14 protein-coding genes and 1 pseudogene are annotated in these 18430 nt (G+C 70.4%); 11 read left to right on the top strand and 4 right to left on the bottom strand.

The window, feature by feature from the left end; all coding sequences use genetic code 11:
- Positions 1–102: 102 nt before the first annotated feature.
- On the bottom strand, positions 103–1113 hold the full coding sequence (locus tag OHO27_RS42745; protein ID WP_328430261.1) for a LacI family DNA-binding transcriptional regulator: 1011 nt from the start codon (positions 1111–1113) through the stop codon (positions 103–105).
- 456 nt (positions 1114–1569) lie between these two features.
- Here OHO27_RS42745 and ltnD point away from each other — a divergent pair, with 456 nt between their 5' ends.
- The 8 genes from ltnD (at position 1570) to OHO27_RS42705 (ending at position 11342) form a co-directional block, all read left to right on the top strand.
- Positions 1570–2535 (top strand): L-threonate dehydrogenase, encoded by a 966-nt coding sequence (ltnD, locus tag OHO27_RS42740; protein ID WP_443059680.1) that lies wholly within the window; start codon positions 1570–1572, stop codon positions 2533–2535.
- A gap of 1 nt (position 2536) precedes the next feature.
- The gene (gene otnK, locus OHO27_RS42735) at positions 2537–3820 is read left to right on the top strand and encodes a 3-oxo-tetronate kinase (RefSeq protein ID WP_328430259.1); all 1284 of its coding nucleotides are present in this window, start codon (positions 2537–2539) and stop codon (positions 3818–3820) included.
- A complete protein-coding gene (locus OHO27_RS42730) occupies positions 3817–4509 on the top strand; it encodes a class II aldolase/adducin family protein (RefSeq protein ID WP_328430258.1) in 693 nt (230 codons plus the stop codon). Before otnK ends, OHO27_RS42730 begins: the two co-directional genes overlap by 4 nt.
- A 54-nt stretch (positions 4510–4563) precedes the next feature.
- A complete protein-coding gene (locus OHO27_RS42725) occupies positions 4564–5874 on the top strand; it encodes an MFS transporter (protein WP_328430257.1) in 1311 nt (436 codons plus the stop codon).
- Positions 5875–5918: 44 nt separating this feature from the next.
- Complete coding sequence (gene otnI / locus OHO27_RS42720; protein ID WP_328430256.1) at positions 5919–6731, top strand: 2-oxo-tetronate isomerase; 813 nt, start codon at positions 5919–5921, stop codon at positions 6729–6731.
- Positions 6728–7774, top strand: a complete 1047-nt coding sequence (gene denD / locus OHO27_RS42715; RefSeq protein ID WP_328430255.1) for a D-erythronate dehydrogenase — start codon at positions 6728–6730, stop codon at positions 7772–7774. Before otnI ends, denD begins: the two co-directional genes overlap by 4 nt.
- 5 nt (positions 7775–7779) lie before the next feature.
- Positions 7780–8532, top strand: a complete 753-nt coding sequence (locus tag OHO27_RS42710) for a FadR/GntR family transcriptional regulator (protein ID WP_328430254.1) — start codon at positions 7780–7782, stop codon at positions 8530–8532.
- A gap of 1124 nt (positions 8533–9656) precedes the next feature.
- The gene (locus OHO27_RS42705; RefSeq protein WP_328430253.1) at positions 9657–11342 is read left to right on the top strand and encodes a ribonuclease J; all 1686 of its coding nucleotides are present in this window, start codon (positions 9657–9659) and stop codon (positions 11340–11342) included.
- Between the two features lie 403 nt (positions 11343–11745).
- Here the strand turns inward: OHO27_RS42705 and OHO27_RS43340 are convergent, their stop codons facing one another.
- The gene (locus OHO27_RS43340) at positions 11746–11859 is read right to left on the bottom strand and encodes a hypothetical protein (RefSeq protein WP_443059679.1); all 114 of its coding nucleotides are present in this window, start codon (positions 11857–11859) and stop codon (positions 11746–11748) included.
- Positions 11860–11941: 82 nt separating this feature from the next.
- Complete coding sequence (locus OHO27_RS42695; protein ID WP_328430750.1) at positions 11942–12067, bottom strand: hypothetical protein; 126 nt, start codon at positions 12065–12067, stop codon at positions 11942–11944.
- Positions 12068–13005: 938 nt separating this feature from the next.
- Between OHO27_RS42695 and OHO27_RS42690 the strand changes: the two genes are divergently transcribed.
- Positions 13006–13800 (top strand): oxidoreductase, encoded by a 795-nt coding sequence (locus OHO27_RS42690; RefSeq protein ID WP_328430252.1) that lies wholly within the window; start codon positions 13006–13008, stop codon positions 13798–13800.
- A 468-nt stretch (positions 13801–14268) separates the two neighbouring features.
- Here OHO27_RS42690 and OHO27_RS42685 read toward each other — a convergent pair.
- Positions 14269–15967, bottom strand: a pseudogene (locus OHO27_RS42685) (ATP-binding SpoIIE family protein phosphatase); the annotation flags it as partial.
- 245 nt (positions 15968–16212) lie between these two features.
- Here OHO27_RS42685 and OHO27_RS42680 point away from each other — a divergent pair.
- Together OHO27_RS42680 and OHO27_RS42675 are read left to right on the top strand one after the other, a co-directional pair.
- Positions 16213–17373 (top strand): MFS transporter, encoded by a 1161-nt coding sequence (locus tag OHO27_RS42680; RefSeq protein WP_328430251.1) that lies wholly within the window; start codon positions 16213–16215, stop codon positions 17371–17373.
- Entirely contained in the window at positions 17373–18257 is an 885-nt protein-coding gene (locus OHO27_RS42675) for an aldo/keto reductase (RefSeq protein ID WP_328430250.1), read from the top strand. Before OHO27_RS42680 ends, OHO27_RS42675 begins: the two co-directional genes overlap by 1 nt.
- The last annotated feature ends 173 nt before the right edge of the window (positions 18258–18430 follow it).

Genomic DNA, 18430 nt, shown 5'->3' with positions numbered 1-18430 from the left:
CCGTCGGCATGCCGGTCTCCCCGTCCAGCCCCCGGGTCGGGGCGTCGGGGTGTTGCCGGGGTGAACGGCGGTCGGTGGTGAGGGGAATGACGCCCGGTCGGGTCAGTCGGCGCGCCGTCCGGTGGAGGACTCGCGTACGACGAGCCGCATGGGCTGGACGACGGACTCGGCGGGCCGGCCCTCGATGACGTCCAGCAGCAGCCTCATCGCGCTCTCCCCGAGCGCGCGTGCGTCGTGGGCCACCACGGTCAGCGGCGGGTCGAGTTCCTTGAACCATTCGATGTCGTCGAACGAGACCAGTGCCAGATCGGTTCCGATGCGCAGCCCCCGGCGCCGTACCTCTCCCAGTGCCCCGACAGCCATGAGGCTGTCCGCGGCGAGCAGTGCGGTCGGTGGACGTCTGCCGGCGAGCAGCGTGGCGGCCGCGGTGCTGCCGCTCGCGCTGCGGAAGTCACCCACGGCGATGAGTGCCGGATCCTCGTCCAGGGCGTGGCGGGCGGCGGCGGCCAGGAACGCGTCGTGCCGGGCGCGCCCGGTGGACACGGACGGCGGTCCCCCGATGTAGCCGATCCGGGTGTGGCCGCGGGAGGCGAGATGGGCGACGGCGAGATCGACGCCTTGTGCGTTGTCGGCGGTCACACTGGGGACGTCGAAGTCCTCAACCGTCCGGTCGACGAACACCAGAGGAGTGCGGGCCTGTTCGAGCGCGCGCAGGTTGCCGCTGCCCTCGCCCTGCGGGGCGACGATGATCCCGTCGACCCGCTGGGTGAGGAACGCCTCCAGGTAGGTGTCCTGTTGCGTGGTGTCCTCGTTCGCGTTGGCGAGCAGGGTCACGTAGGACGAAGCGAGCGCCGCCTGTTCGGCACCGTGCGCGACTTCGGCGAAGAACGGGTTGCGTACGTCGGACAGGAGCAGGCCCACCGCATTGCTGCGGGCCGAGCGCAGAGCGCGCGCACGCGCGTCGGGCCGGTAGCCGAGCTCCGTGACGGCGCTCCTCACGCGCTCCCGCGCAGCGGCCGAGGTCGCGGGGCTACCGGACAGCACACGCGAGACGGTGCCCACGGAGACGCCCGCACGGGCAGCGACATCCTTGATGGTCACGGTGTTGTCCATGGTCGCCTCTCGGGTGCGAACGCTGTGCGTCCCCGGGTGAACAGGCCCGAGGAATGGCGGAATCGTTTCCATGGAAACGTTTCCGCCGGGATCATGGAGGACACCGTTCCGGCGCGTCAAGGGTTCTGACACCACACCGTTCGCCGCACCCGCGGCGGCCTTCGCCGCCTCGCGCATCTCCGCCGAACCCGCTGTACCGCACCACCCAGGACCCAACTGCCGCGGTGCGGAAATGTCCGGCAGCCAGTGTCAGCGCCTCGCCCGAGGCACGTCGGCAGGCCTCCGGGACGACCCTGACCGCCACCCCGCATTCATGTGACCGGCATCACAGTAGGCAGGGAGTCCATCCTCAGGTCATCATATGACCCGATCGCCGCACGACCGGGGCGATCGAGCAAGGCGCGCTCGGTACGAGACCGGCCGCGCCCGGTGAGAGAGCCGCACAGCAGGACGAGGATGGGCATGAACGACCAGCAGACGCCAGACAGGTCGGCACGGCCGCGCGTGGGCGTGGTGGGGCTCGGGGCCATGGGTCTCGGCATGGCACGCAGCCTGCGCGGCGCGGGCCACGAGGTGGGGGTCCACGACCTCCGTCCGCAGGTGGCGGAGGACTTCGCCCGGGACGGCGGCACCGCGTACGCCTCCCCCGCCGCCCTCGCCGCCGAGACGGACGTCGTCGTCGGCGTCGTGGTCAATGCCGCGCAGGTCGAGGCCGTGCTGTTCGGCCCCGAAGGCGCCGCCCACCGGCTCCGCCCGGGTGCCGTCTACGTGATGTGCTCAACGGTCGACCCGGGCTGGTCCGCCGAGCTGGAGGGGCGGCTGGCCGAGAAGGGCGTGCTGTACCTGGACGCCCCCATCTCCGGCGGCGCCGTCCGCGCGGCCGCCGGTGAGCTCACGATGATGACCTCCGGCTCCCCCGCCGCGTACGCGCTCGCCGACCCGGTCCTGGAGGCCATGAGCAGCACGGTCTACCGGCTGGGCGAGCGGGCCGGGCTCGGCTCCAAGGTCAAGATCGTGAACCAGCTGCTCGCAGGCGTGCACATCGCGGCGGCGGCCGAGGCGATGGCCCTCGGCATCAAGGCCGGGGTCCCGGCCGAAGCCCTGTACGAGGTCATCACACACAGCGCGGGCAACTCCTGGATGTTCGAGAACCGCATGGCGCATGTGCTCGCCGGGGACTACACGCCGCTGTCCGCAGTCGACATCTTCGTCAAGGACCTCGGGCTGGTGCTCGACGCCGCGCGACCCGACAGGTTCCCGCTCCCCCTGGCCTCCACCGCGCACCAGATGTTCCTGCACGCCTCGGCTTCCGGGCTCGGCGGCGAGGACGACAGCGCGGTGATCAAGATCTTCCCGGGCGTGGACCTGCCGAAGCCGGCCGGCCTCGCGGATCCGACGGACCTGCCCAAGGCGGAGGGCTGACATGGGAATCCGGCTCGGCTGCCTCGCCGACGACTTCACCGGCGCCACCGACCTCGCGAACAACCTCGTGCGGGCAGGCATGCGCGTCGTCCAGCTGATCGACGTACCGGAGGACCGGACCGACGCGCAGGCCATCGACGCCGACGCCGTCGTCATCGCCCTCAAGTCGCGGACGACCCCCGCATCCGACGCCGTCGACGCCTCCCTCCGGGCCCTCGCCTGGCTGCGGTCCGCCGGTGCCGAGCAGATCTACTTCAAGTACTGCTCCACCTTCGACTCCACCCCCGCGGGCAACATCGGCCCGGTCACCGAGGCGCTGATGGACGCCCTGGGCGCGGACTTCACGGTCGCCACCCCGGCATTCCCCGACAACGGCCGCACTGTCTTCAAGGGCCACCTCTTCGTCGGTGACGTCCTGCTCAGCGACAGCGGGATGCGGCACCATCCGCTCACGCCGATGACCGACCCGAACCTCGTCTCCGTACTGCAGGCGCAGACCGGGCGGCCCGTCGGTCTCGTCGACCACACCGTCGTCGCGGGCGGCGCCGACGCCGTCCGGACCCGGTTCGACGAGCTGCGCAAGGAGGGTGTCGGGGTCGCGATCGTCGACGCCGTGTCCAACGACGACCTCGTGCGGCTCGGCGAGGCGGTACGGGACCTGCCGTTGGTGACCGCCGGTTCCGGACTCGCGATCGGGCTGCCCGCGAACTGGGACTTCGAGCCGTCCGCCGCGGCCGCGCAGCTGCCGCCGGTCGGCGGGCATGCCGCCGTCGTCTCCGGTTCGGTGTCCGTCGCCACAAACGGGCAGGTGCTGGAGTTCCTGCGCACCGGACAACCCGCGTTCAGCGTGGACCCGCTGCGGATCGCGGCCGGTGAGGACGTGGCCGGGCAGGCGCTCACCTTCGCCGACGCGCACCTCGCCGACGGGCCGGTCCTCGTCCACTCCACCGAGGCACCCGATACGGTACGGGCCGTCCAGGGCCGGCTCGGTGCCGCCGAGGCCGGTGAGCTGGTGGAGCGGACACTGGCCCGCGTGGCGCGGGGACTCGTGGAGCGCGGGGTCCGCCGGCTCGTCGTCGCGGGCGGCGAGACCTCGGGCGCCGTCGTCCAGGCGCTCGGCATCACCCGGCTCCGTATCGGACCGCAGATCGCCCCAGGCGTGCCGTGGTGCGCGGCGACACTGCCCGGCGGCGACACCCTCCACATCACCCTCAAGTCCGGCAACTTCGGCGGCCCCGGCTTCTTCACAGACTCGCTGGCCCTCCTGGACGGGGAGGCGTCGTGACCATCGACGGGACCACGGACACCACACCGGACACCACCGTGGACGCCGCGCGCCGCGAGATCGTCCGGGTCGGGACCAGCCTGTTCGCCCGGGGATACGTGCACGCCAGCGCCGGAAACATCAGCGCGCGGGTCGGCGACAGCCACCTGATCACGCCCACCGACGCCGCCCTCGGCTTCCTCGACCCCGACCGGCTCGCTCTGGTCGACGCCTCCGGTGCGCAGGTGGCGGGCGACCGCGCCAGCAAGACGCTCGCGCTGCACCGGCGCATCTACGAGGCCGACCCCACGGCCCGGTTCGTCGTCCACACCCACTCCACGCACCTGGTCGGGCTCACCCTGGCCGGTGTGTGGCACCAGGACGACGTGCTCCCGCCCATCACCCCGTACTACGTGATGAAGGTGGGGCACGTTCCGCTCGTCCCTTACCACCGGCCCGGCGATCCGCGCGTGGCCGACCTGGTGACCGCCCGGATCGCCGACCGGGCGGCGGGCGGCACCCCGATCAGGGCCGTGCTGCTGGAACGTCTCGGCCCCGTCGTCTGGGGTCCCGACCCGGCCACCGCCCTCGCCGTCCTCGAGGAACTCGAGGAGACGGCACGCCTCTGGCTCCTGACCGATCGTCGCCCTGAGCCACTCCCCCGTCACGCGATCGACGAACTGAGGTCCACGTTCCGAGCAGCGTGGTGACCAGCCCCCCACCCCGTCAGAGAATCCCCTGAGCCGCTTACGAAGGATTGCTGCATGTCCCTGTCTGCGACGACGGACGAGGCCTCCCCCGACCTCGCCCGTGAGAACGCCGTCTTCCGCAAGGTCGTACGACGCATCGTCCCCTTCCTGATCCTCTGCTACGTCTTCTCGTACCTGGACCGCGTCAACGTCGGCTTCGCCAAGCTGCAGATGTCGGACGACCTCGGTTTCAGCGAGGCCGCGTACGGCCTGGGCGCCGGTCTGTTCTTCATCGGCTACTTCCTCTTCGAGGTGCCGTCGAACCTGATGCTGCAGCGCATCGGCGCCCGTACCTGGATCGCCCGGATCATGATCACCTGGGGCCTGGTCTCGGCGTCGTTCATGTTCGTCAACAGCGAGACGACCTTCTACGTGCTCCGGTTCCTGCTCGGTGCAGCGGAGGCCGGCTTCTACCCGGGCGTGATCCTCTACTGCACCTACTGGTTCCCCTCGCACCGGCGGGCCCGCGTGATCGCGCTGTTCATGTCCGCCATCCCGGTCGCCGGCATCTTCGGCAACCCGCTCTCCGGCTGGATCATGGACCGTTTCCAGGGCGTGAACGGCTGGCAGGGCTGGCAGTGGATGTTCCTGCTGGAGGCCATCCCGGCGCTGATCATCGGTGTGGCGACCCTGTTCTACCTCGACAACGGAGTGCGCGACGCGAAGTGGCTCAGCGACGAGGAGAAAGGCATCGTCGAGCGGGCGATCGCCGAGGACACCGCGCACCAGACCGTGCACGGCAAGGTGTGGGACGCCTTCCGTGAGCCCAAGGTGTGGCTGATGTGCCTCATCTACTTCTGCTTCGTGATGGGCCAGTACGCCCTGACCTTCTGGATGCCCACCTTCGTCCAGTCCACCGGCATCGAGGGCAGCCTCGCGATCGGTGTGCTGAGCGCCGTGCCGTTCCTTGCCGCGCTCGTCGCGATGAACGTGTTCGGGCGGTCCGCGGACAGGCACCGTGAGCGCCGCTGGCACCTGGTGATCCCGTCGCTGATGGGCGCCGTCGGCTTCTCGCTCGCGGCGAGCTGGTCCGGGTCGACCGCACTGTCCCTGGCCGCGCTGTCCTTCGCCGCGGCCGGTGTGCTGACCTGTGCCCCGCTGTTCTGGTCGCTGCCGACCGCGTTCCTGGGCGGCGCAGCCGCGGCGGCCGGTCTCGCCGTCATCAACTCGGTGGGCAACCTGGCCGGCTTCGTCAGCCCGTACATGATCGGCGCGCTCAAGGACGCGACCGGTTCGACCGAGCTCCCGATGTACGTGCTGGCGCTCAGCCTCGTCGTCGGCGCGGGCGCGGTGCTCACCACGAAGAAGCAGATCGTCAACCGCTAGCCGGTCCGGATCGTCAACCGCCGGCCCGACCGAGGAGACACACCATGCCGAGGTTCGCCGCGAACCTGTCGATGATGTACACCGAGCACGATTTCCCCGACCGTTTCGCCGCGGCCTCGGCGGACGGCTTCGAGGCCGTCGAGTACCTCTTCCCGTACGCCTACGAGGCCGCCGAACTGCGCCGCCTGCTCGACGAGAACGGCCTGCGCCAGGTCCTCTTCAACGCACCGCCCGGCGCCTGGGACTCCGGCGAGCGCGGTACCGCGGCGCTACCCGGGCGCGAGGCCGAGACCCGCTCCGGGATCGAACGGGCCCTGGAGTACGCGGCGGCCCTCGGCAGCCCCCGGGTGCACGTGATGGCCGGACTGGTCGGGCCCGACGCCATGCCCGCGACCCGGGACACGTACCTGGCCAATCTCGCCTGGGCCGCCGAGAAGGCCGCAGCGGTCGGCGTCGACATCCTGATCGAGCCGATCAACGGCCGTGACATGCCCGGCTACTTCCTGAGCCGGCAGGCCGAGGCGCACGCCGTGGCCCAGTCGGTGGGCGCGCCGAATCTCAAGGTGCAGCTCGACCTCTACCACTGCCAGATCGTCGAGGGTGACCTCACCACGACCCTGCGCCGGGACCTGCCGACCGGCCGGGTCGGCCACCTGCAGATCGCGGGCGTGCCCGACCGCCATGAGCCCGACCAGGGCGAACTCGCCATCGACCATCTGTTCACCGTCATCGACGAGCTGGGCTTCGACGGCTGGATCGGCTGCGAGTACCGCCCCCGCGCCGGTACGAGCGAGGGGCTCGGCTGGCTGAAGAACCACCTCCACGTCCGAGGATTCCGAGGAGAAGAAACCGCATGAGGATCGTCATCACAGGTGGCTTCGGCTTCCTGGGCCGCCGGGTCGCCGCGGCACTGCTGGAGCGCCGGACGTTCCGCGGCGAGCCCGTCGACCGGCTCGTCCTCGCCGACCGGTTCGTACCGCCGGAGGCATCCGAAGGAGCCGATTCGCTGGTCGACATCGTGCAGGGCGATCTGACCGACCGGATCGGCGAGGTGTTCGCGGAGCCGGTGGACGTGGTGATCCATCTCGCCTCCGCTGTCTCGGCCGAGTGCGAGGCCGACTTCGATCTTGGGATGAGCGCCAACCTGGACACGACCAGGGCGCTGCTCGACGCCGCGCGGGCACAGTCGGCCGCCGGTGGGCCGACGGTACGCGTCGTGTTCTCCAGCAGCGTCGCGGTGTACGGCTCCGACCCGGCGCTGCCGCTGCCGCCGGTGGTCAGCGAGGCGACGCTGCCTACCCCACGGTCGAGCTACGGGACGCAGAAGCTGGTCTGCGAGCAGCTCGTCGCCGAGTACACGCGGCGCGGATTCCTCGACGGGCGGGTGGCCCGGCTGATGACCGTGTCGGTGCGGCCGGGCAAGCCGAACGCGGCCGCCTCCGGCTTCCTGTCCGGGATCGTCCGCGAACCGCTCGCGGGCCTGCCGGCGACCTGCCCGGTCGACCCCGCCCTGCGGGTGGCCCTGGCCTCACCGCAGCGCACCGTCGAGGGCATCCTGCGCATCGCCGAGGCCGAGCGTGGCTGCGGTCCGGGCCGGATCGACGGCGGGGTGCCGGTCAACCTGCCGGCGCTCACGGTGTCCGTCGCCGACATACTCGCCACACTGCGGCGGGTCGCCGGGGACTCCGTCGCCGACCTGGTGACGATCGCACCCGATCCGGCGGTCGAGGCCATCGTGGGCTCATGGCCCGCCCAGTTCGACAACACCCGCGCCGCCGCCCTCGGCCTGGAGCCCGACCCGAGCTTCGAGTCGGTGGTACGCGACTACGTCGAGGCGCACCCGGAGGCGGTCGTCGAGCCTCTCTCGGCGAGTTCGACGGGGTCCGCGCCGATAGACTGAACACCATGTTTTCCAAGGTGAGCGGTCCCGTCCGGCTCGCGGATCAGGTCGCCGCGATCCTCGCGGAGGAAATCGAGTCCGGACGGCTGGCCGAGGGCGACAAGCTGCCGACGGAAGTCGAGCTGGTCAAGCAGCTCGGCGTCAGCCGTACGGTGGTGCGCGAGGCCGTGTCCCGGCTCCGCAACGCCGGCCTGGTCGAGCCGCGCCAGGGCCGCGGCGTGTTCATCCTGCCGCGCCGCACCCGGCCGCTCGACCTGGAGGCCGAGGCCGCCGACACCAGGTCCAAGGTCCTGCAGATCGTGGAAGTGCGGCGCGCGATGGAGGGCGAGGCCGCGTCCCTCGCGGCCACCCGCGCCCCGGCCGCCGACCTCTCCCGTAGGCGGGAGGCCCTGGACGCGATCGACGCGGCGGTCGCGGCCGGCGGTGACGGTGTGGAGGAGGACCTGGCCTTCCACCGGTCCATCGCCGAGTCGACCGGCAACGCGGTCATGGTCTCGACCGTGCGTTATCTGGGCGAGATCATGCGCAGCGGCATCCGCGTCACCCGCGCCAACGAGGCCCGCCGCGGGGACTTCATCGAAGAGGTCCGCAACGAACACCACGCCATCTTTGCCGCGATCGGCACCGGCGATGCGGACGCGGCCCGCGCCGCCGCGCTGACCCACATGAAGCACGCGGCCTCCAGGCTCCAGGACGCGGACGAACGGTTCTGGACGGAGACAGAGGACCTGGCCGTGGACCTGGACGCCGCTCGCTGATCGGGTCAATGGCCGCTGGCCATCCTTCACGCGGCTCCATGATCCTCGGCGGGGGTTCGCGCTCATGGCCGGGCGGCTCACGCTGCGCGCGCACTTCACATCCGGCGATGTGCGCATGTACGTCTCGCGGCCGCACCGGACGTCCTGTGGGAGATCGCCAACGGCTTTCAGAGGCCGGGCAGCTCGGACGTCTCCTGCCGTTCGGCACCGGGCGGCACCGGACGCGAGCGAGGCTGTCGCCGACGAGTCGCGTGCTCGCCCTGGTCCTGCTCCTCCGGGGCTACTCGCCCGACTTCCTCGCGCCGGAAGCCCCGCGGGCGGCGAGGGTCAGACCCCGCCGCGGGACAGCACCCGCCAATTCTCCCCACAGTCTGCACCGCCACCCGGATCAGCCGCATCATCGAGTGCGAACATCCGGCCACTCTGCACCGGCCCGCCGCCGGCCTTTGCCTGGACCCGGGCCCGGCCACTGAGCACCGCCCACGCTGCCTCCTGCGCATCGGCCGGGTCCGACTTGCCATTCCTGCGGCGAGCCGCCCGGGCGGGCCGGTTCATGTCGATCACCTCGATGTGCCGGGCGGGACAGCCCCGCGGGCACATGCAGCCGGTCGCCTCCACTCCGGCCCGCGACACCGGCAGCCGGGTGCGGACCCGAACCCGCACGCCCGCTCAAGAAGCCGACGGTAGCCGGACGCGGTAGCAGGAAAGGACGCCAAGCACCGCACCGGTCCAGGAGAGCACCGCGGCGACGTGTACATCCCGATGAGTGTCCACTCCGAGGACAACCTCCCCGGCGTTCCACCACTGCGGGCGCTTGGCCCCCACCGTTCGCTGGAGCATCCGGACACGTGCTCTACGGGCGCCGTCTGCGCAGAACCGCCCGGGGGCACACGACCAACCATCCTCTCTTGCCGCTGCCCATCGCGTCATCCTTTGATGAGACAGCGATCCGATGCGCCGCCGGTTCACCCACGGAAGGTGGTACCGCCTTTGCCACTCCCTTGACCGGCCGCCGGAGTAATGCGACATCTCGGGGCAGCCGCTGCGGGTGCCCCGGTCCGTCGGAAGGAGAGATCACACAGGCAGTGGATCATCCCCTCCCTCAGTACGGGTAACGTCAAGGTATGAGTCATCCGCACCCCGAACTTAAAGCCGCCCCGCCCCTTCCCGAAGGAGGGCTGCGGGTCGTCGCCCTGGGCGGCCTGGGTGAGATCGGCCGCAATATGACCGTCTTCGAGCATGCGGGCAAGCTGCTCATCGTCGACTGCGGCGTGCTGTTCCCCGAGGAGACCCAGCCCGGCGTGGACGTCATCCTGCCGGACTTCACCTCGATCCGGGACCGGCTGGACGACATCGTGGCCGTGGTGCTCACCCACGGCCACGAGGACCACATCGGCGCCGTGCCGTACCTGCTGCGCGAGCGGTCCGACATTCCCGTCGTCGGCTCCAAGCTGACTCTGGCGTTCCTGGAGGCCAAGCTCAAGGAGCACGGCATCCGGCCGCGCACGGTGCGGGTACGGGAGGGCGACAGGCGCGGCTTCGGGCCCTTCGACTGTGAGTTCGTGGCGGTCAACCACTCGATCCCGGACAGTCTCGCGGTCGCGATCCGCACCCGGGCCGGGATGGTGCTGCATACCGGCGACTTCAAGATGGACCAGTTCCCTCTCGACGATCGCATCACCGATCTGCGCGCCTTCGCCCGCCTCGGTGAGGAGGGCGTGGACCTGTTCCTCACCGACTCCACCAACGCCGAGGTCCCCGGCTTCACCACTTCCGAGCGTGAGCTGAACCCAGCGATCGAGCAGGTGATGCGCACCGCGCCGCGCCGGGTCATCGTCTCCAGCTTCGCCAGCCATGTGCACCGCATCCAGCAGGTCCTGGACGCCGCCCACCAGCACAGCCGCAAGGTCGCCTTCGTCGGCAGGTCGATGGTCCGCAACATGGGCATCGCCCGCGACCTGGGCTACCTGAAGGTCCCCTCCGGCCTGGTCGTGAGCACGAAGGAGCTGGAGAAGCTCCCGGACCACAAGATCACTCTGGTGTGCACCGGCTCCCAGGGCGAACCGATGGCTGCGCTGTCAAGGATGGCCAACCGCGACCACATGATCCGTATCGGCAAGGGCGACACCGTCCTGCTCGCCAGCTCCCTCATCCCCGGCAACGAGAACGCCATCTACCGGGTGATCAACGGACTTACCCGGTGGGGCGCCCACGTGGTCCACAAGGGCAACGCCAAGGTGCACGTCTCCGGGCACGCCAGCGCCGGCGAACTCGTCTACTGCTACAACATCGTCAAACCCCGCAACGTCATGCCCGTGCACGGCGAATGGCGCCATCTGCGGGCCAACGGCGACCTCGCCATCCGTACCGGCGTCGACCCCGACCGGGTCGTCATCGCCGAGGACGGCGTCGTCGTCGACCTCGTCGACGGGCGCGCGTCCATCACCGGCAAGGTTCCCGCCGGCAACGTCTACGTGGACGGCATGGAAGTCGGCGGCGCCACCGAGGCGTCCCTCAAGGACCGCCTCACCCTCGCAGAGGAAGGCGTCGTCACGGTGGTGGCGATCGTCGACGCGGACACCGGCGCCCTCGCGGAGGCCCCCGACTTCCTGGCCCGTGGCTTCGTCCACGACGACACCACCTTCGAGCCGGTCATCCCCGTCATCGAGAAGACCCTGGCCACCGCGGCCGAGGAAGGTGTCGGGGACGCGCGCCAACTCGAACAGCTTCTCGCCCGCGCCGTGGCGAACTGGGCGTTCCGCACGCACCGCCGCAAGCCCCTCATCATCCCCGTCATCATCGACGCCTGAGCCGCAGCCCGGCAGCACGCCCGTGGTTCCGGTCGGGGTTTTGCCGGGATCGGTGGCGGGCTCCCGGCCGCCGTGGCGGCCCTCGCGCCGTCGTTCCTGCTGGTGATCCTCGGCGGGTCCCGGTTCGATCGGCTGCGCAGCACGTCGGTGCAGGGTTTCGTCGGCGTGCCGGGCCTGCTGTGATCGGTGCGACCGCCTGATCTGCGATCCCTCTCCCCTCGTGCTGCAGGACAGCCGGCAGTTTCGCTGTGCTGGCCGCAGCGGCGGTCTGGCTGCTGGGGCTGCAGCGGGGGTGGTGAGCGCCCTGCTGGGAGCAGGTGTGCTCGGGATCGTAGCCGCGCTGGTCGGCCGGCCGGTCACGTGCCTCCTCCCAGCACAACAGCTGCCAACAGCTGCCCGGCTGTCAGCGGTTGCGCGGAGCGACTAGACCGGATTCGTATGCGGGGACCACGAGTTGGGCCCGGTCGCGGGTGTGGAGTTTGGTCATGGCCCGGTTGAGGTGGATTCTCGCGGTCATCGGGCTGATCACCATGTGGTCGGCGATCTGGTCGTTGGACAGGCCCTATGCCGCCAGGGCGACCGCTTCGCGTTGCGGCTGGCTAGCTGCTCCAGCGCGGCAACTCCCGGGTCGTCTCCCGCCCGGCCGCCTGGATCGCCAGCAGCGTCTCAGGCACCTGCTCGCCGTGCCTGCGGGCCACGTGGACGGCGAGCGATGTTTGCATCACGCACCGGATGGGCTCTCCAGGAGCCAGCAAGCGTGTTGATGGTGCTCGTCATTTCCTGGAGGTGAGCGCCCTTGGTAGCCGAGGCAGGGGCAACCCAACCGTGCCGCTGTGACTGCGACGAGCTGGCGAGTTCTCTCAACGATCGCCCGTCGTGCACTCGTTGGTGGGCGAGGTCGGGGAGATCGACAAAAGCCGGCCTGAAGGTTCCCGGACCGCTGCAACTCATGACATTTGGGACTTTCGTGCCTGGCACTAAGAACGGCCAGGGAGATCGAGCAGCAGATGACCAGGACCACGTCAAGGCGAAGGCAGCCGCAGACGGGGCCGAGGACGAACAACCCTGACGTGGCCGGGGTTCGGCCCAGCATCACCGGCATCGGAGGATGAAGCCGCCTCAGGAGGTCCGCCGGCCCAACCTCGCCGACTGCCTGTTGCGGCCCTTGGTGTCCCACCACTCTTCCAGCAAGGCGTGGACTACGTGAACCAGCTGCTGCAACCGGTCTGGGTGTGGGGTGGGCGAGCCTGTCCGAGTGCGCAGGCTGACCGACCAGGAATACAAGGCTGCACGGTTCCCCCGGGTGTTGCAGCCGTTGGCGTACCGACTTCTCGATGGGGGCGTAGGCGCGACGGAAGCGTCCGATCTGCTCCGCAAGCGGCTGAGCGAAGAACTGCGTGACATCGGGGTGCACACCATCGGACGCATTCGGCGGGCGCGATCGCGGACGGTGCGGCTGGACGCGCACCGAAGGTTGGGGCCGATGCGATCTCCGGGCCAGAGGATCAGTCGAGGACCGACCCCGGCTGACGGTGGTCTCACACCCCGACAGCAGGGCACGGCGTGCCTGCGAGAGCGCATGGGGTCCGACGCACACAATGCCCGTGAATACCTGATTCATGAGAGAAATCCATGCCGAGTTCATGACCAGGAGTGCGTGCCGATGGATCTGGAGCTCACCGACAAAGTCGCCGTCGTCACCGGCGCCGGCAAGGGCATCGGCCTGGCCATCACCGAGGCGTTCCTGCGTGAGGGCGTGCGTGTGGTCGCCGGCAGCCGTTCCGAGTCCCTTGAGCTGGCCGCGTTGCGCGAGACATATGACGTGGCCTTCGTCGCCGGCGATCTGGCTACCAGCGAAGGCGTGGATGCACTGATCCAGGCGGCGATGGAACGCCACAGCAGGATCGACGTCCTGGTCAACAACGTCGGAGCCACCGAGCCCCGCACCGATTTCCTCGCCATCGACGACGCACAGTGGAAGCGGGGCTTCGACCTGAACTTCTTCAGCGCCGTCCGCGCCAGCCGCGCCGCGCTGCCGCACCTGCTCGCGGACGGCGGAGGCGCGGTCGTCAACATCAGTTCCCTCAACGCCCGGCTGCCCTTCCCCACCGTGGTGGACTACTCGGCGGCCAAGGCAGCGCTGACCAGCCTCACCAAGGCGCTGTCGGAGGAGTTTGCGCCGCGCGGTGTCCGGGTGAACGCCACCGCTCCGGGACCGGTCCGCACCCCGTTCTGGACCGCCCCCGGCGGCTTCGCCGAGGCCGTGGCGGCCGACGCAGGGACCAGTGCCCAGGAGGCCATGGACGTGGTGGTGCCACAGCAGATGGGCATCACCACGGGACGCTTCACCGAACCTCAGGAGGTCGCCAACCTCGCGCTCTTCCTGGCCTCGTCCCGCGCCGCGAACATCACAGGCGCCGAATTCCTCATCGACGGCGGCCAGACCAAGACGACCTGAGCCCTGGCGCGACGCTGCCACGGGGAATCCTGGTCGGGGCCCGGTGGCCGGGGTTGTTGACCAAGACGTCGATCCGCCCGCACCCCTCGCTCACCTCCTGGACCACTCCGGCGACCGTGGCGTCGACGGCCACATCGAGGCCGAGAACCGTCACACCGGCGAGCGGGTGACGCATGAGGTGTCTCGGCTTGTGCCGACCACGTCGAACCCCGCTGCACCCCATCCAGGGCTGGTTGCGCGGCACTTGGGACGTCCAGGACCGTCCAGCCGGCCACCGCGCAGGCCCTGGTGTGCTTCTGCCGGGGCATCTGACGGCAACCCCTCAGCAGCCCTCCGCTCCCCGACGCCCGACCGCGGTGCCGGAGCCGGTCACGCAACACGATGGACATCGTGCGCCTCCCCTCGGCCGGACCCAAGCCGAAATCGCCGCCGCGCTGTACGCCTCCGGCTCAGGGTGTGACGGCCCAGTCAGGTGAGTGCCTGTTCCGCCCAGATCGTCTTGCCGGTCGCCGTGTGCCGAGTGCCCCAGCTGCTGGTGAGCTGGGCGACCAGCAGCAGCGCTCGGCCGCCCTCGTCGAAGATGCGGGCCCGACGCAGGTGGGGAGAGGTGGAGTTGCCGTCGGAGACCTCGCAGATGAGGGTGCGGTCGTGGATGAGCCGCAGCTGGATCGGGGCGGCGCCGTAGCGGATCGCGTTGGTGACCAGTTCGCTCACCACGAGTTCGGTGACGAAGGCAGCCTCGTCCAGCCCCACTCCTCCAGCTGGGCCATGGCGAGCCGACGTGCCTCGGCGACCACCTCGACCTCGGCTGGCAGGTCCCACGCCCCGACCTGCCCGGCGTGCAGCGCCCTGGTGCGCGCGAGGACAAGGGCCACGTCGTCGCGCGGGTCCTCGGGCAGCAGCGCGGTGAGGACGGCGTCGCAGCGGCTTTCCAGCGACGCGCCCGAGCGCGCCAGCACTTCGCACAGCCGGGAAGTACCGGCGTCCGGTCGTGATCGGCGGCTTCCACCAGGCCGTCCGTGAACAGCGCGACGAGGCTGCCCTCCGGCAGTTCGACCTCCGTGGCCTCGAACGGCAGACCGCCCACCCCGAGCACCGGGCCGGCGCTGACATCGAGGACACGGGTGGCGCCACCGGGTTCCAGGATCACGGGCGGTGGGTGCCCGGCGCCGGCGGCGATGAGCCTGCGGGACACCGGGTCGTAGACGGCGTACAGGCAGGTGGCACCGGGCGCGCCGGTCTCGTCGGCTCCGGTGGGAGCGCCGGTCTCGTCGTCGGCGGTGAGCCGGAGCACCAGGTCGTCCAGGTGCGCGAGCAGTTCGTCGGGCGGGAGGTCGACGTCGGCGAGGGTCTGGACGGCCGTACGGAGCCGGCCCATGGTCGCCGACGCCTGGATGACGTGCCCGACCACGTCACCGACCACGAGACCGACCCGCGCGCCGGAGAGCGAGATGATGTCGAACCAGTCACCGCCGACGCCGGCTCGTGCGTCGATGGGCAGATAGCGGCAGGCGACATCCGCGGCTGACTGCCGCACGGAGCCGCGCGGCAGCAGGCTGCGCTGCAACGTGAGGGCGGCGGTGCGCTCGCGGGTGTAGCGGCGGGCGTTGTCCACACTCAGGGCCGCCCGGCCGGCCAGCTCCCTGGCCAGCGTGGAGTCGTCCTCGTTGAACGGGTCCGGCCGGGTGCGTACGAGCATCGCTACGCCGAGGGTGGTGCCGCGCGCGATGAGCGGGACCGCGAGGACTGACGTGACGGTCAGGCCGCGTGCCCTTCCCTCGCGCAGCTTCGCGGCCCTTGCGGGCATCCCCTGCAGCCAGCGTTCGAGGCCCGGGTCGCCGCTGGTGCTGAGCACCGCCTGCCCGGTGCGCAGAGCCCGCATGGGCGGCGAGTGCGGCGGGTAGACGTCGGTGCCTCCCAGTGCGATCGCTGCTTCCGGGGTGCCGGGGTCGAGGGACACATGGGCGACGCGGCGCAGGGCGACGAGGTCGGCCCAGCCCTCCGACGTGGGTTCGTCGCCTTCCATCACCGACTGGAACAGGTCCACGCTGGCGAAGTCCGCGAACCGGGGCACCACGAGGTCGACGAGTTCCTCTGCGGTGCGGGTGAGGTCGAGGATTCTGCCGATGCGGACCGACGCGTCATCCAGCACCGCGAGGCGTTGCCGGTGCCGGCGGCAGTCGAGCCGACCGGCCGCCCGGTCCGGGCGACGCTGATCCTCTCGATCATCTGCATCAGCTACTTCATGGTCATCCTCGACAACGCCATCGTGTTCACCGGCCTGCCGCAGATCCGGTCCGACATGGGGCTCTCCGAGACCGGCCTGTCCTGGATCACCAACTCCTACGTCCTGGTCTTCGGCGGGCTGCTGCTCCCGGGGCCCGGGCCGGGGACCTGTTCGGAAACCGCAGGGTGTTCCTGTTCTCCCTGATCGTCTTCTCGCTGACGTCGCTCCTGGTGGGCGCCGCACAGACCCAGTGGGGGCTGATCTGCGCCCGCGCGCTCCAGGGCATCGGCGCCGCGGTACTGGCCCCCTCCGCCCTGTCCCTGCTCACGCGCACCTTCGCCGAAGGCCGGGCCCGCAATCGGGCGATGGCCGCGTACAGCGCGGTGGCCGGTCTCGGGGCGGCCCTCGGCCTGGTCGTCGGCGGGCTGGTCGCCGACCTGATCTCATGGCGGGCCGGATTCTTCCTCAACGTCCCGGCCGGCATCGTCATGATGGTCCTGGCGGCGCGGTTCCTTCCCGAGACCGAGCGCCGCCGAGGCCGCTTCGACATCGCCGGGGCGCTGTCGGCGACACTGGGCTCAACGGCCCTGGTCCTCGGCATCATCAACGCGGCCGACTTCGGCTGGACCACCCCCGTCACCCTGATAGCGCTGTCGGCCGGTGTGGTGATGCCGGCGCTGTTCGTCCGGGTGGAGGGGCGAGCCGCGCAGCCGATCGTGCCGCTGCGGCTGTTCGCCAGCCGGGAGCGCAGCGGAGCGTATGTCGCGCGGATGCTCTACATGGGCGCGATGATGGGGTTCTTCTTTTTCACCGCGCAGTTCGTACAAAGCGTCTACCACTGGACGCCGCTGCAGGCCGGGCTCGCCTTTCTTCCGATGACGCTGGTCAACTTCGTCTTCGCTGTCCAGGTGCCGCGGTTGCTGGAGAAGGCCGGCAGGCCGCTGGTGCTCCTCACCGGCATCGTCCTGACCACAGCGGGGATGGTGTGGCTCAGCCGCCTCGACCTGCACACCCCCTACCTGACGGGAGTGGCGTTGCCGATGGTGCTGATCGGTGCCGGCCAGGGTCTGGCGCTGGCCCCGCTGACCTCCAGCGGTGTCGACGGCGTCGCTCCCGCGGACTTGGGGGCAGGCGCGGGCCTGGTCAACACCGTGCACCAGATCGGCAGCGCGCTGAGCCTGAGCATCCTGACCGCCGTGGCCGCCGCCGTCTCCACAGGCCACGCGGCCGCCGACATCGCGGCCCGCTCGGGTGCGGCCCTGACCGGCTCCGCCATCCTGCTCGCGCTCGCGGTCGTGACCGTCCTCACCCTCCTCATGCCCCACCGCAAGGAAAGGTCCCTGTGATGCAGACCCTCACCCTCAACAACGGCGTCGAGATGCCCGCCCTCGGACTCGGTGTCTTCCAGACCCCGCCCCAGGAGACCCAGGCCGCCGTCAGGTCCGCGCTCGACCTCGGCTACCGGCACATCGACACCGCCGCCGCGTACGGCAACGAACGCGAGGTCGGCCAGGCGATCCGCGACTCCGCGGTACCCCGCGACGACCTCTTCATCGAGACCAAGATCTGGATCAGCGACTACGGCTACGACGAGACCCTGCACGGCTTCGACAAGAGCGCCGCCAAGCTCGGGGTGGACCGGATCGACCTGCTGATCCTGCACCAGGCCCTGCCCTCGGACTTCGACCGGACCCTCGCTGCCTACCGCGCCCTGGAGAAGCTGCTGGCCGACGGCAAGGTCCGCGCCATCGGCGTCAGCAACTTCATGGTCGACCACCTGACCACACTGCTCGACGCCACCTCCGTCGTCCCGGCGGTCAACCAGTTGGAGATCCACCCCTACTTCCAGCAGCGCGCCGTCCTCGACTTCGACGACCAGCACCACATCCTCAACCAGGCCTGGTCCCCCATCGGAGGAATCACCTTCTATCCGGGTTACGGCGAGCACCGCAAGAGCGTCCTTGAGGACCCGGCCGTCACCCGCATCGCCGAAGCCCACGGCAAGAGCCCCGCCCAGGTGCTGCTGCGCTGGGGCCTCCAGCAGGGCCGCTCGGTCATCCCCAAGTCCACCAAGCGCGAGCGGATCGCCGAGAACATCGACGTCTTCGACTTCGCACTCACCCCCGACGAGCTCGCCTCCCTCGACACGCTGGAGACCGGCCGGCGCGGCGGCCCCGAACCCGAGACGGTGACGCTCGCGGACTACGGCCGTGCCATTCCCGAGGCATGAGACCGGGCGCGACGCCAGTCCGCCTACCGCCCGCACAACCTCGTGAACCGGTTTGGAGCAAGGAGCATGACGGACCGGGACGACGCAGATCCGGTCGGTTCGGCGGCGGAGGAACTGACGCATGGGTCAGAACGCGCTGACGCACCCTGCGCGGCCCTGTGACCATGCGGCGA

It is taken from the genome of Streptomyces sp. NBC_00443 (assembly GCF_036014175.1).
Classification (GTDB): domain Bacteria; phylum Actinomycetota; class Actinomycetes; order Streptomycetales; family Streptomycetaceae; genus Streptomyces.
Note: the sequence above shows the minus strand (reverse complement) of the source record. Positions and strands in the feature narration are given on the sequence as shown.

What these genes read in the sequence shown, in the direction of transcription:
- OHO27_RS42745 (WP_328430261.1), bottom strand. Translation starts at nt 1,113, where the DNA reads ATGGACAACACCGTGACCATCAAGGATGTCGCTGCCCGTGCGGGCGTC.
- ltnD (WP_443059680.1), top strand. Translation starts at nt 1,570, where the DNA reads ATGGGCATGAACGACCAGCAGACGCCAGACAGGTCGGCACGGCCGCGC.
- otnK (WP_328430259.1), top strand. Translation starts at nt 2,537, where the DNA reads ATGGGAATCCGGCTCGGCTGCCTCGCCGACGACTTCACCGGCGCCACC.
- OHO27_RS42725 (WP_328430257.1), top strand. Translation starts at nt 4,564, where the DNA reads ATGTCCCTGTCTGCGACGACGGACGAGGCCTCCCCCGACCTCGCCCGT.
- otnI (WP_328430256.1), top strand. Translation starts at nt 5,919, where the DNA reads ATGCCGAGGTTCGCCGCGAACCTGTCGATGATGTACACCGAGCACGAT.
- denD (WP_328430255.1), top strand. Translation starts at nt 6,728, where the DNA reads ATGAGGATCGTCATCACAGGTGGCTTCGGCTTCCTGGGCCGCCGGGTC.
- OHO27_RS42710 (WP_328430254.1), top strand. Translation starts at nt 7,780, where the DNA reads ATGTTTTCCAAGGTGAGCGGTCCCGTCCGGCTCGCGGATCAGGTCGCC.
- OHO27_RS42705 (WP_328430253.1), top strand. Translation starts at nt 9,657, where the DNA reads ATGAGTCATCCGCACCCCGAACTTAAAGCCGCCCCGCCCCTTCCCGAA.
- OHO27_RS43340 (WP_443059679.1), bottom strand. Translation starts at nt 11,859, where the DNA reads ATGACCGCGAGAATCCACCTCAACCGGGCCATGACCAAACTCCACACC.
- OHO27_RS42690 (WP_328430252.1), top strand. Translation starts at nt 13,006, where the DNA reads ATGGATCTGGAGCTCACCGACAAAGTCGCCGTCGTCACCGGCGCCGGC.
- OHO27_RS42675 (WP_328430250.1), top strand. Translation starts at nt 17,373, where the DNA reads ATGCAGACCCTCACCCTCAACAACGGCGTCGAGATGCCCGCCCTCGGA.